The organism is Mesorhizobium sp. ArgA1 (assembly GCF_053714375.1).
This window is the reverse complement of the sequence record NZ_JBSKBQ010000032.1, coordinates 1-14,197: the sequence shown is the minus strand read 5'-3', so window position 1 is coordinate 14,197 and position 14,197 is coordinate 1. Positions and strand designations below refer to the sequence as shown.

At 59.6% G+C, this 14,197-nt stretch carries 8 protein-coding genes and 1 pseudogene; all 9 read right to left on the bottom strand.

The features are described 5' to 3' along the window. Nucleotides 1-592: 592 nt before the first annotated feature. Nucleotides 593-1,279: a class I SAM-dependent methyltransferase gene (locus ACWGTI_RS30425; RefSeq protein WP_454578643.1), complete on the bottom strand. Its 687-nt coding sequence runs from the start codon at nt 1,277-1,279 to the stop codon at nt 593-595. A gap of 609 nt (nt 1,280-1,888) precedes the next feature. Then, nucleotides 1,889-3,076, bottom strand: coding sequence for a cytochrome P450 (locus tag ACWGTI_RS30420; protein ID WP_454590427.1), 1,188 nt, complete (start codon nt 3,074-3,076; stop codon nt 1,889-1,891). Next, nucleotides 3,003-4,055 (bottom strand): hypothetical protein, encoded by a 1,053-nt coding sequence (locus ACWGTI_RS30415; protein WP_454590426.1) that lies wholly within the window; start codon nt 4,053-4,055, stop codon nt 3,003-3,005. Before ACWGTI_RS30415 ends, ACWGTI_RS30420 begins: the two co-directional genes overlap by 74 nt. 898 nt (nt 4,056-4,953) lie before the next feature. Further along, entirely contained in the window at nt 4,954-5,661 is a 708-nt protein-coding gene (locus tag ACWGTI_RS30410; RefSeq protein ID WP_454590425.1) for a class I SAM-dependent DNA methyltransferase, read from the bottom strand. Between the two features lie 1,180 nt (nt 5,662-6,841). Then, nucleotides 6,842-7,276 (bottom strand): pseudoazurin, encoded by a 435-nt coding sequence (locus tag ACWGTI_RS30405; RefSeq protein ID WP_454578651.1) that lies wholly within the window; start codon nt 7,274-7,276, stop codon nt 6,842-6,844. Nucleotides 7,277-9,209: 1,933 nt separating this feature from the next. Beyond that, entirely contained in the window at nt 9,210-9,362 is a 153-nt protein-coding gene (locus ACWGTI_RS30400; RefSeq protein ID WP_454590424.1) for a hypothetical protein, read from the bottom strand. A gap of 477 nt (nt 9,363-9,839) precedes the next feature. Further along, nucleotides 9,840-10,403, bottom strand: a complete 564-nt coding sequence (locus tag ACWGTI_RS30395; RefSeq protein ID WP_454578649.1) for a CpaD family pilus assembly lipoprotein — start codon at nt 10,401-10,403, stop codon at nt 9,840-9,842. Nucleotides 10,404-10,413: 10 nt separating this feature from the next. Then, nucleotides 10,414-11,883, bottom strand: a complete 1,470-nt coding sequence (locus tag ACWGTI_RS30390) for a type II and III secretion system protein family protein (RefSeq protein WP_454578650.1) — start codon at nt 11,881-11,883, stop codon at nt 10,414-10,416. Between the two features lie 753 nt (nt 11,884-12,636). After that, nucleotides 12,637-12,809, bottom strand: a pseudogene (locus tag ACWGTI_RS30385) (IS3 family transposase); the annotation flags it as partial. Nucleotides 12,810-14,197 lie beyond the last annotated feature (1,388 nt).

Sequence of the window (14,197 nt, the reverse complement as noted above, 5' to 3'; positions counted from 1 at the left end):
CCGCTGTGCTGTTGCCCGATCCAACCGGCCTTTTGTGCGGCACGCCCTGCTCGCGTACTTCCTCCCTGCGGGCAGGGCGTCATTCAAGAGATGGCCGAAAAGGCAACTCTGACAAATGAAGGACTGGAGAAAAGTGGTTTCACTGAGAATGATTGCGTCGCCGGTTGGCGACCTGGCATTTGCAGCTGAGGCGCTTGGAGATTTTGACTACTTTTCAAGGCACTACCGGGCTCCTGTTGATCGACCGGAGTTTGGCTGCCGACTGCAATGACGGCGTTGCAGAAGTGCATTCGGTTGGCGGCAGGTTTCGCCTCGTTCGTAATGGCAAATGTTGGTCAGCGCGACCGCTGCGAGCGGACAGGAGACCAGCCTTCATTGTGGTGAATGTCCACTGCGGCATCAGAAACGTGAAAGGCTCTAGCGTATAGGGCTGAAGAAACTCCCACGCAGCCCCGAGTACGTCGTGCTCGGCTCGTCCATGACGGCGGCGAGCTTCGGCCCCTTGGGGCGGGTCTGACACACCAGTCCGACTCAAGCTTCCGAAGCGAGCATTGCAGGCGAAAGTCCGGGCCGGCGGCCGCAACCACTTTACTCAATCGGCGGTAGCTTCGAAGAGGGCCACAACTCCCCTAAACTCGACTTTCACGTTGGAAAAGCGCTCGCCGAGTGCGGTTTCAAGGTCTTCTACTGTATCCGCGGCGTTCGAGAAAATGCCCTTCCTGTTGTAAAGGTTCATCAGCGCCCGGGCAGGCCGCGAACGCGGAACGCTGCCCTGCAGGATCGTCGCCCCGAACACACGTGCGCCTGGCGCCAACAGCGGGCGCAGATGATCAAAGGCGATAGCCTTTTCCGGGATTGTCCCCGGGAGACAATGGAAGAGATAGCAAAGCGCAGCCGACTTGAATTCCTCAATGGGGGGAAGCGGCGCAAGGATGTTGGCTTGAACGGTTTGCGGCGCGTACCTTCGGATGCGCTTGGCCGCAAGTCCGAGGCAGTGGGGATTGAGATCGAGAAGCGTGATGGCGGGATTGGAAACGGGCCATTTGGCTTTGTCAAGGAAGTAGCCGGTGCCAACCCCGACGTCGAGGTGACGGGCAGTGACGTTGCGGTCGTAAAGCTTGCGCAACTCCTGCGTCGGGCAACGCCACAGAAGATGGTTTGAGAAACCCAATACAACCCAGTCGTATGTGCGCAGCACCATCGGCGAATAGATCGCGTGACCTGCATCGATCTCCACCCGTGTAGCCGCCATGCGCTCCAGCTCCTCAGAAAGCTTCAATCACGCGCTCATCAAGACTTCCATTACCGGACGTTTCCTCGACGGGGGCTGGATCACGAGCTTGCTCGTACCACCTGCCGCCGCGATGGCAGGTGAAATAAGCACTGTCGCCGCCGCAGCCCTCGGTAACATTGATCGGTGAGGCAAGAGGAGGGTCAATTCCTCGTGTCGCTTTGACAAGCCCATCGACCGATGGCCGGGCACGCTACATCATCGTTGATCGACGTTGACTGTTCCAGGTACTCGATGTCGCACTGATTGGAAAGGCTTCCGCCGAGGCCAAGGCTGCGAGAAGGAGAAAGCTGCTGCTACAGGGCGCGTGTCATGGATGTTCTCCGTCTAGGAGGGATGGGACTTCGTTTTAAACGAAGTGAGATTGTTGCCTGTCGATTTCAAACGGCTCCGTTGGCTTTTTGATGTCACAGCTGGAGGAGCAAGAGCCGTGCCAGAGGCGCAGCGGTCGCTTCTTATTGAATTCCCTCCCGTCTCGCGGTGAGCGGGTAGCCGTTAGTTTTGTCGAATTCCATACAAAATGGACGGATCGAATACCTCCGGGGGCATTGGCCTTGACGAAATGGTGTCGGATCGGGCTTGGCGGCAGTTGCAGCCTCAGGGGGCCGAAGACGGTGGTGTTGTCGCGACCGACGATGCGCTCCTCCTCGACGCACAGGATCTCAGCCAACTGGTCCGCGTCGGCGGCGACGAAGGCGCTGTCGGCGATCTCGGGCGGCCTGGCGAAGCGGACATTATGGGCGGGCGGGTGGACGTCCGCGATGAAGCGATTGGCGCCCGCGCTGTCGCGAATGCCGGCCAGCGCCAGATCCCTTGGCAGTCGCTGCTGGAGTGTCGAGAACATCCGTTCCGACCGGCCCCGCGCTTCGGGCGAATAACCGGGCATGCTCGTCCCCTCGTGCGAGACCAGCCACCCCGGCGGCCCGACATCACCGAATGCGTGGTCAATGCCGCACTCTCTAAGCGATGGAAGGGCAAAGGTGACCGGCAGGCGCTGCGGGCACCGAATGACGTAAGACGGCATGTAGCCTCGGCGGCGATGGCCAGCGCCAGATCCTCCAGCCGCCCGAACAGCGCGGGGAAGGCGCAGCGCATTTCCAGGCGCGCCAGCGCCGCGCCCATGCACAAACGCGGCCCCTCGCCGAAAGACAGGTGCGGGTTGTGCCGTCGGGTAACATCGAACCTGTCGGCGCCGAGACCGAAGGCCTTTTCGTCCCGGTTCGCCGCATGGAATGCCATCAGGACGGCGTCGCTGCGGCGGACCATGCATCCGTCGATCTCCAGGTCCTGGGCGGCATAGCGGAACGGCAGATTGGCCACTGCGCTGCCCCAGCGCAGGATCTCCTCGATCGCCTGTGACCACGGAACTTTGCCGCTGCGCGCCAGGTGCAGTTGCTGCGGATGCGTCGGCAATGCCAGCACGCCATTGCCGATGACACCGGTGGTGGTCACGAAGCCGGCAGAGAGCACCATGAACAACATGTCGATGAGCTCGGTGTCGGAAACGAGCTCGCCGTTATCGCGCGCGACGATCAGGGCCGAAGCCAGATCGTCGCCGAGGTGGCCCCGCTTGAGCGCGATCAGGCGACGGAAGAACTCCGGGATGCGCTGCCGTGTCTGTCGCGCCTCTGCGGCTGTGGCGGAGGTGTTGGCCAGACTGTAGGTGAGCGCGACGATCTCCTCGCGCTGTTCGTCCGGCAAACCGAACAGTTCAGCGATCACGTTGGTGGGCAGCGGATCGGCGAACTCGCGCATCAGATCGGGACTGCCGTCGCGCTGCACCATCTCGGCCAGGAGTTGATCGACGCATTGTTCGATCCGTGGCGCGTTGTGGGGCGGTCTGGCCGAGGCAAAGGCCCTCGACGGCACCTTCACTGGCGATGCGGAACGGGTCCAGAGGGCCATCCTTGGGCTCCAGGCCATGGGCGAGTAGATGGGCGTCCCATGACGCCGCGTCCTCGAATCCGGACGGCTCGCGCCCGACATGCAGAAGATCCGTCGTGATCACCGGCAGCCCGCGCTCCAGCATGTAGGCGCGTGAGGCGGCGTTCAGGACCCACCGGGCCGACCCGCCGTGCAGGAGCCGCAGGAAGTTCAGCCGGCTCTTCGACTTGGTGGTCGTGAACACGGCGAACCGGTCATTGCCGATTTGCGTACACACGCCATTGACCGCGCCATGGCGGGCCCCGATATCGTCGACGCTGACCCAACCGGCCGTCAGAACCTGCTTCGCTTCGGCGACAAAGGCGTCGATCTTGCTGGTCAGGATCCGCACGACCTGGCGCTTGGAGATCGACACGCCGAAGTCGCGCAGCAACGCGACGATCCGCTCCACGGTCGATTGACCCTGGTGATAAAGCGACAGCACCAGACGCCGAAGCTCCAAACCGAAGTGCCCGTCGACCCCGTCCGGCAGCGGAGCGACGACGATCCGGCCATCCGGCAAACGCCAGCGGTCCCGATGATAGCGGACCACCCGCACCCCGATCGTCAGATCCTGCACCACGAAGCTTGTCCGCCCCACAAACCGCGAGCCCGGTGGCGGCTCATAACAAAGACGGCGCTCTTCGGTGACGATCGCCCGGCTCGAGCCACGCCGCTTCGGACCCGTTGCCGCAGGAAAGCTCCGCTTCGACGACTGCTCCATCCCGCTCGGCTTCAGCGTCGGGCGCGGCGGTAGACCTTTCAGACGCCGGATCTCATCCTTCAGAGCCGCATTCTCGGCGCGAAGCCCCGCGACCTCTGCCCGCAACTGCAGGATCATGTCGAGCAGGTCCGCAGGGGTCAGCGTTCGAGAATCTGGTGGCTCCGCCATCGCCTGATGGAATCACGCCGCCCGCCAAACCGCCACCCACTCTAACCCGATACACCCGAGTCATAACGCCGCGTCCGCCACCGGTTTTGCCCCGGTTACGATATCCCCATCGTAAGCCTTTGAAACGGCTTCCAGTAGCCGGTCCCACACCCCTGCCCGGCGCCATCCGAATTTTTCCTGCCCTTTGCGTTGAAGTGCTCATTTCCGCCCTGTTCTTGGGCACGCTCTTAACCCCGCTCTCCCTAAGGGATTATTTTTCCCACCCGGAATTCTGGCGCTACCTCGGCAATATAGTGGGCTGGGTGCACTTTGACCTCCCGGGCGTCTTCGAGAACCGACCTCCCCCGAACCGTGTGACCGGATCACTTTGGACTGCTCCCTTCGAACTGAATTGCTAAGTCGCAATTGCAGCTTTGGGAATGGATGGTTTCGTCAAGCGACCAATACTTTTCACAAACGCAGCCGTCTTTGGCATGCTCGCGCTTTCCGCAAAGGCAGCCTTCACTGGTTTCTTCATCGTTGGTGGCAAAGCTCCTGGCGGGTTGCTAATCCTATCGGTTCTATTCGGAGCCGCAATCTATTTCCTCCGCAACACATTGCCATTCTCGATTCTTCTGTTCGTTCAGAGCTTCACGCTACCCTTAGTGTGCTTCTACTTCGGGGCGATGTTCTACCTCGCTACACCGTTCGTCGCCTACTCAACGGCATACATCGGGCTACTCAATCCAAGGCGAACGCTCCTGGTACGCGGCGCCGAATATTCTTATGGCATCTACCTCTATGGCTCTCCTTCCAACAGGTGCCTTTCAACGCTTCCGGGCGGCACATTCTGGCTTTTGAACATCGCCTATACTGTCCTCCCTTCAGGCTCCGTCGGCTTCTCGAGCACTCGCAATGCCCAGTAATGGGCATGCTCCTCCTCGACAAAACTGCCGTTGTTCAGACATTGCTGCGGCGTGAGGACACCGGCCTCCTGTAGACGCAGCACCTCGTCTTTAAAGGACGCCGCCTTCACATAGCCCTTGTCAGCGCTCACCACCACAAATCCGTTCGGGCGCGTGACGCGGGCCAACTCACGCAGCCTATGCGGTTGCACATGTCCGAGCGTGAAGACGCCGCAACACACGATCATATCATAGCTCGCGCTGGGATAGCCCTTAAGCGGTCTGTTAAGGTCAACATCGCCTTGAACATTGCGGTAGATCCCGGTTTGCCTCGCCATTTCGGCCATTGTCTCGCAGAGATCAAAGCCGTCGATTAAGCGAAAGCCAAGATAATCCAATTCGACGCCAACTAGGCCTGTACCGCAGCCAGCGTCCAAAATTGTCACGGCAGCTCGCTCATGGCCGATATAGGCACCTTGCACGGCCCCCGCCAGTTCCGCCACGACCGAGGGGCCGCGGTAGTGTTCGCGCTCGAGGTCCTGCTCGTAGGAACTGGCCCATTCACGGTAGTACTGGGCCAAACGATCAGCGTCGCCGTGGAGCGCCTGAGAAGCCTTGAACCGCTTTCGCGACGGCTTTTGGTTTGCGTTCTGTTTGTCGCCCGTGTTCATGCATTCCTCGGTGCGGGCCAGGTACTGGCCGCCTTCAGTAGTGACGTCGAGAGCCGAGAACCTGCTACCCATTCAACAAAGATACTTCGTCTCACAGATGGATCAGCTCGCGCGAGCTCTTCCTAATGACGTAGAACCGATCCTTATGGCTCATCTGGGTCGCCTTGTTCAGTGCCCCGAAGCGGACCTGGTCGACGGCAGGGCGCTTCTCATCCGTAGTGGTGACAGGTATGAACTATGGATGAGTCCGGAGGGGGTGCCCGGGGAGCCAGAACGCACGTCACGGACATCGATCGTGAGCCGGCGTAGCGATCGTTGATTGTCACCGCCCTGTCTAAATCGGCCGGCGCCAGTAGCGGATTTAGAACGCCTGAACCCTCCGGCAGCGCCTCCGCGGCTCCCGTTCCCTGAGGAACGGTGCAGCGCGCTTGCGTGCGGATCTTGCGCATGGCGCCTGCCTCTCTTTGTGAACCGTGACGCTCTCGGATCATCTGACGCATTAATCGTGCCAAAGGAAGAAAGCTTTCAATTCAAAGGGGCGAACCCCAGTTATGTCGTCTGTCTGACATCGTTGTGCGTAGCACTGCATCCATCAACATTGAAAGCGCACGCATCCTAAATGCCGTGGTGGACCGCACTCTCTCATGGCTAAGAAGGTGGCGGTCCCTCAGAGTGATGATGTTGAACCGATTGTGTAGCCCCAAGGGACAACCATAGACTATCATGTGGAAATTAGTGGGTAGCTTGAACGGAGCAGCATTTGCGTGGTCGATTCATCGGACAAGCTCATGCGAGAGACGAAGTTGACGAGTGGACTTGACGGGCTGTTGCAGCATTTTGCCGATCTTGGGCTGCCGGAAGCCAGGATCGGCCTAGAACAAGTCATGGCGGCTGCGTGATCCAGCCGCTCCGAAACGGCTACGCGGATTGAACCTCGCCGACCAGCCCGGTACGCAGCAAGGTGTGGCTAAGAATTGAAAAGCTGCTTGAATTTGCGTTCGCCCTCATGTTGGAGGCAGCCGAGATCATGCAGGCAGGCAATCAGGCAGCATAGCCGTCGCGCCCGAACCTTGATCCCGGATTTCATCAGGCGAAGGCGCGATCAAGTCTCCGCCTTTCCGACCAGCAAGTGCGGATGTTCAGGTATCGGTTCGATCCCGGCATGGCTGACTGCATGGGATCAGCCAGCGATCCCGGCGCGCGCGAAGATTTCGTCGAAGCGCTTCTTCGCCCGCGGCGGCGCACCGACGTTGCGGAAGGCATCGCTCGCCGTGGCCTCCCCGACCTTGACGACCATCACCATGCCCATGCCGTAATGCGCGGAGCACTTGATGCCGTAGAAGCCAGGCTGGTCGAACCGTGCTGTAATCTCCTCGTCGATCTTGCCTTTGAACCCGGCATAGCCCTCCGGGGCCATGCCTTCGATCGAGGCGGCGTTGTGGCTCTTATTGGCGGCTACGAAGTGGAGCTCGTCCCCCGGTTTGAGCTGGACATAGTCGGGTTCGAAGACCATGGAGCCGTGCTCGCCATGATTGAGCATCTTGATCTCGATGGTTTCCGCGCAGGCGGCCGAGGACAACAAAAGTGAGAATGCGAGTATGGCGTTTCGGGTCATGGATTGGGTCCGTGTTGGGTGGAAAGAAATGGTGGCGGGGTCGGGCAAACCGGACAGTGCAGATGCCGTCATCGTCCTGTTCGACCCGATGCCTCAACCTTGAAGTCGTCCTTCAGCAGGTCGGCCGTGAGTATCCGGTCGGGGGGCTCGGTCGCCAAGCCGCACGCGGGCGGTGAAGTGAGCATAACTTTTGTGCGCCCAGATGATCTGGCAACGCCGGCAGTGTTGATCGAGCATGTGTGAGTCCAGCTTTTTGGATACTCTCGAACCATCAGCCGGATGAGCGATGATCCCTCACAAACCTGCCCGCCGTGGCACGCTGATCATCCCGGCACCTTGCCGGGAGACCGCGGCGACCCTGGGAGATGATTGCGGTCGGCCGCGAGACCATCTGGATCCGGCTCGCACCAAGGGATATGATGTTTCAAGCACAGCACATACCGAGGACCGCACGGCGAACGGTTCATTGTGTGTCTCGCCGGTTGACTGTTCCAGGTGCTCGAACGCGAATTAACGTTTGAAGAGGCTTGGGCTGAGGCGAAAGCCGTGAGAAGGAAAGCTGCTGCTGCAAGGACGCGTGTCATGGATACTCTCGTCTATGGGGATGGGACTGTCGTTTCACCTGAACTGAGATGGATACCTGTGGACAGCAAACGCCTCTATTGGTGTAATGTCACAGCTGTAAACGCAAGCGCCATGCCAGAGGCCCAGCAGTCGGTTCTTCTTGAATTCCCTAACTTCTCGCGGTGAGCGAGTACGTTAGTTTTGTCGAGTTCCCTACAAAATGGACGGATAGAATACCTCCGGGGGATAGGCAGTGCACGTCATCAGCGGGAACCAGGCAAGGTCCCTTTGCTTTTGCTTCGAGAGCCGACAATTCGCCGTGCTCCAAGCATCCGATAATATGGTCTCCAAGAGCAGATTTTGTCGAAGTTGCAGGAGTGCATTCGGTTGGCGGCAGGTTTCGCCTCGTTCGTAATGGCAATGTTGGTCAGCGCGACGACTGCGAGCGGGCAGGAGACCAGCCTCATCGACATCCATCACGGTTCAGAGCTCACCGAAGCCGCGCGCCGCCTAGGCCGGGGCGGTTACGAGCTGTCGGACGGCACCTGGTGTCTTTCGATAAGTGGTTTCATAGCATCTGGATCGACATGCGATTTGAAATGTTGACGCAGTTGTCGGACGATTTCGGTCTGCTGTGGGGCGCGAGCACGGGTCAACGTGCCGAAAAGCTCCGCATCGACCCAGCCGCCTTTTTGATGGGCGATCTAGGCCGGATTGCCTGCGCGAGTCACTTTATTGTAACGAGCTGGACTGACGGGCACCGTGGCCTTCGGCACCGCAACGCAATGAACGTTCTCCCAATTTGTTGCATTGCGATGCGGCAAATAGCGGACACCAGGCTGGCCGTCTGCGGATCAACGGAGGGGTCGTGCGACGTACGGCGTCGGCCATCGCTGGCGAAAGGCGGTTTTTGAGCGGAGGACGTTCCTGGATCTCGATTTTCAGAGTGCAGACCCTGCATGACCGAACTGAACGTCGAGCCATCGGCTCCAGCGCCAATATGTGATTCAGCACGGGACCGGTGGGTATCTAGTCCGCCGGGCACATTTCCAAGCCGGTTAACTCCTGTCATAAGCCGTCTCTGAGGATGCGCCGATTACAACGTTTGGCACACAGTGCCGCCGCGGCCTGAACTATTTCGACGCTTCAGAGCGGAGCTCCTTGGAGAGCGCCGACGAGACGTAACTCGCCACAGCCAGGGGTGCGGATCGTTATTTTTGGACAATTGTGCGCTCTGGCATTGAACATACCCCACGCGACTGACGAAAACCTGACCTGCGCGCACAGCTAACCGTTGAGGACGGCCATGAAGCATCCGGCATTGGCGGCACCATCAACCAATGTCAGATAGAGGGCTGTCGGCGCTTCATCACGTTCCTTCGCGGTCAGTTTCTTCAGATACCGCTTCATGCAGGGTCGTTTTGACGATGAGAGGTTGGGTGCGGCGAGCAAAAAGCACCTTGCCGCGATAGCGACGGTGCTCCGTCAATAGTTGGACGACCTTGAGATCCGTCGCAGCCATCCCGCTGATCTGCATTCTGAAATTGGGACATCAGGGGCAGGTGATGTGACTGGGGTCAATTGGGCCCTGCTGTCCATCCTGAGATCACTGCCCACGATCGATGAAATGCGCTGGTGGGTTAGGCTACAAAGGATTTTCGCCCAAAGCTTGCGGATAGCCGGCTGAAAACGCACATATCATGCCGGGCAGCGGTGCCGACGATGGCCCGACCTCGTCATAGGCCACGACTACATCAAGGATTGTATGCGCAGGCCGAGCACAGAATTTAATCACACAGGAGCTTGGTCCCAGGACCGATTCGACATTGGTCGATTACGAACCGGCAGATCATGCCGAATGGACGAAACTCGACGGCCAGCGTGTTGGCAAATCGATAGCCGCTCATCGCGGACCGGGAGCCCGATGTTCGCGGGGGCAGCGAGCGACGCGTCGATCATCGGCAGTCTCCTGGAACGAGGCCTTGAGAGTTGGGCCACTCTATTCTCCACTTTTCTCTGCCGTGAATGTCCTGTATTTGGCAACTGGTATGGCCGCACGATCACCATGGCTTGGTTTGACAGCTTTGTTGTCGAACAAATCGCGCGGATCGTTGACCATGACCGCGAGGTTGTGGCGTGTCGAACAGCCAAGCGGCTGGTCCACGGATTCGTCGTTGGGCAACGAACTGGAAAACGACGGACAGACAGCAGGGCGGGCATGATAGACAATCGCCTCTATTCGCGCTGTGCGGCCGTGTTGGTCCAACAACTCGATGTTGTAAGCGTCGATGCCCATCTGCTTCGCCTGATGGACTACCTCTGCGCCGAGCCGAGGCGCCCCGCTGATCAACAGATGAAGCGCATCGCGCCGACCGCGGCTGGCCCTCTCAAGAAAATTACGCAAGTGCTGCCGTTCGGAAGCGCGAAGGCTCTCTAAAATTAGGACGGTGGTCTCCTGCCGGATATGCACCGGTGTCGATGGCTCGCCATGGATCGGCGCGCTTACGCAGCCACTTAGGCTTGCCATTAGAGCGGTCAGGTGAACTTTGATCCGCAACGTCATTCGGCCACCGCTATTCGATGACAAAGCCGACACTGCTCTTGGCACTTGGCGCGCCGGTGTGGGCAGTAGCCCGGCCTCGCGGCGGACTTGGCACATTCGATCCAGGCTTCCCCCCATCCGAAGGCGACGCCATCTGGTCCGTGGGCGCGCTCATCTGGTCGGGGCTCGACCCTGGTCTCACGATGTAAGGTGTAACCAGAATAACCAGTTCCGATTCCTCCTTTTGAAATGAGGACGAACGAAACAGGGCGCCAAGGATCGGCACCTGGCCGAGCCCAGGAAAAGCACTGAGGTTATTGCTGACGGTTCGCCTGATGAGCCCACCGATTGCAAAGCTCTGCCCGCTGGCGAGTTCGACGACTGTGTCGGCGCGGCGGGTGGTAATTGCCGGCACGTAAATGCCGTTGATTTGAACGGCACCTTGTGACGTGAGTTCACTGACTTCCGGCTTTACGCGAATATTGATCTGGTTGTTGTTGAGAACGGTGGGTAAGAATTCCAGGCTGACGCCGAAGTGACGGAATTCAATTGAGACTTGCCCGTTTTCCTGCGGCACAGGGATGGGAAATTCGCCGCCGGCGAGGAAGCTGGCCGTTTCGCCGGACATCGCAGTGAGATTCGGCTCAGCCAAGATGGAAGCAATGTGCTCCTTGGCGAGTACGTCGAGAACCGCGCCGATGCTGATGTTACCATCGTCGTATCCGATTTCTGCTGTACCACCACCATTAGCTGCACCCGAGCCGGCACCTCTGCCTCTGCCGCCGCTGCTTAACAAACCCACTTTGAAATTGCCGATTTGACCGAGGGCGGACAGGTTGATACCGAGTTTCTTCATGGCGCCACGGGAGACCTCCGCTACGTGCACACTCAGATTGACCTGCAGGGACCCAGCAACCTTGATTCTATTGACGACCTGCGCACCGTCACCGAGGAATTGCTCGGTGACGGTTTTCGCAGCGTCTACGGTTTCAGCATCGGGCGCTGTACCGCTAAGAATTGCGCCGCGTGGAGTATACTTGACGCGGATCGGATAGTCGCCGACCTGATCCCTCAACATCGCCCGCAGATCCCCGATCGGTTGGGTCACGACAATCTGCAACTCGGCGAGAGCCTCACCGTTGTCGTTCAAGGCAAATAGGGTGGTCCGTCCCGATTTCTTGCCAAAGACGAAGATGGTTTTGCTTGACGGTGCCTGATAGTCCGCGATCGTTGGGTCGGCAACAAAGATGGTCGCGGCTGGCGCGGGCAGACGAACTGTCTTGCCGAGCGAAGAGGAAAGGTTCAGCGTGGCATTGATGCTATTGGAAGCTGCACGCGGTGTCCCTGCATCCCCGTTGTTTTGGGCCGCGGCGGAAAGCGGCGATAACAGCATCAGCGCGCTGAGGAGAGGACCCAAGCAAGGACAACCGGTAGCTCTCGAGCCGTCGATAAGGGTCGGCCGCCGATTGGTCTCAGCATGACGAGTTGGAACTATTTTCAAGACAGGCTTTCTTCAGAGATGACTAATCATGTGGATGCCGCACCAGGCGATTCAAGGATGTGGCCAAGGCCACGCACGGTCTTGATCCGTAGCGTTGCAAATGTCCACGCAAGCGATAGATGCCGGTATTCTGCGGCGCAAAGCCTGACGCAAACGGTTTCAACTGCCGAGGACTGAACTGAGAACGAACCATACTGCTCTCCATTCGGAAATATAGGCTGCTCGCAAGTCCGCGCAGAGAAGCTCCTAAGTCTCAGTGGCGAATTGGATTGCGAGCTCCGACGCCAACGACAAGCTATCGCAACTAGCTTTCGAGAAGCTGACGAGTTAGGAAAAACGCGCGTCTACAGGCCTTCATTTTCTAACACGCCCGCTGGGTGCGTGTTTCGGTAAGTCCCGGACGCCGATTTCACTAAGTCCCATCACTGTGATGCCCGTGCGCGGCGCGGAGCGCCGCCACGGGCGACGAAGCGACGCGCGCGGGAGGCCGGTGCGCTGGCGGGCGGCCATCGCGTGAAGCGCTCAGCGTTCTTTTTCTTTTCGCTGGCCAGACCGCGGCGTGTCCTCTTTGACTTCATGGTCGGAGCCAAGGGTCGACGGCATGCCACTGCGACACGGGGACCTGACTCGTGATCAACGAGGATCGCTTATCGTAGTGCTCGTCGGGGACCTCCAGCAGATCGCGGCGCTAGCTGGGCAGCGAGCTCGCCGCCGCGCTACGCTTGCGACTGTCGGGCCCCCTCAGAGAGAATAGCGGTAGATGCGGTCTATCCTCGACGGCTCGCTCTCACCCTCCCGACGAAGGAGATCAATAGCGGCATATAGCCGAAGCGTCTCCGCTCGTTGGCAAGAGCGCGCAGCCTGCCGCGCAGCCTCGGTGTAAGGTGGGCACAAGTACGATAACGGCTCATGTTGCGGTCGGCACTGTGCGTCGACTTCGCGTTTGGAGGCGGGCCTATCGAGCCAACTTCCACCGAGTTCGTCAGTACGCGAGATGCACATATTGGCCTGTCCCCTTGCCATCGTTAAGGCCCTCGGGCGGGGCCCGCTTTCGATCTGCAAGGTAGCGCGCCGCCTTGGTCGTGACCTGTGGGCAGATCCATTCCGACTACATGAGCGCCATCGCCTAACGACTGACCGCCCTCCCCTACGGTTCTGGTCGCGACACCATTCAAGGGGGCGCGCAACTTGATGGTTTCGCGACATCACGATCGCGCTGCTGCTCTTTTGCGATCGCGGCCGCGTTCCTCGTGGTCGTTCTCTCAAACATCTCGGCTTGTTCTGGGGCTGGCGATGCGGCCCGTGTCGATTGTTCGAGGCCGCTGCCCGGGCAACGTGGTGACGGCCGGCGGCGGGCTTTGTCTTGAGGGACGCGGATTTCGATTGTCCAGACCGTGACCGTCACGGAAGGCATCCTCGATGTGCGCACCGAAAAACCGTCGCCAGCAGTTCCACCGCCAGTCCTCGGACTCCTCCGTGCGGTCCTCAGATGCTCGCGGATCTCGGGACGAAATGGCTCATCGGGCCGCCACCTGCGGGAGCCGAATAATATTCCACACAAACCTTCGGCCGTCTTCAGGCGCCTGCTTCGCACACCATTGCGATAAGCCTGGCGAGTTCGGCGCCATGTTCGTAATAGTCCCGCCTGACCGCATCCCGGCTTCCCCCTCCAGTGCTTCCTCCCGGATCAGCCGCGTCGCAAGCCTCATCATTTCCGGGGTGCAATGACGCTCTTCACTCAGGTCGGAAATGGATTGGCGCGTGCGCATGGATGCCGGTATGGGCACCTCCTTGCTTTTGTCGGCGCGAACCGGCGTGGGCTTATGAGTTCTCAGCATAGGGGATCGGCGTCCGGGTTTTAGCGAAAGGCGTGTTCGGTAAGTCGTACGCCTCCGGCGAAGGCGAAGACCTCACCGGATGGCTACGGTAAGTCGTGGACTGCAATGGTCGTCCGCATCTTCCCCATACCGCAGAGCTGCCGGGGGTTGCCCATTGGCGGGAGGAACTCTACGAGAACTGGCCCAAGCGAGACGCTACCTCAATATGATCATCTGCGAGCACAAGAAGACGGCGTCCGCGATCGGTTCAATGACCAGGCGGCCTCGTCTTGGCCCGTCGCATCGACTGCGGCGGGTGTTGCGCAGGTACGTGCCAATGGCACGGAGGCACCCACTCCTGATTGGCACTGCACCTCATCAGTATCATCGCGCTATGCGCAATGATACTGCCGTACGGCGTCAGGGCAATCGGGTGAGTTAACACGTGACATATGGCGCCAGTGCTGAATCTGTGAGTCCCCAATTGATTCGATTGG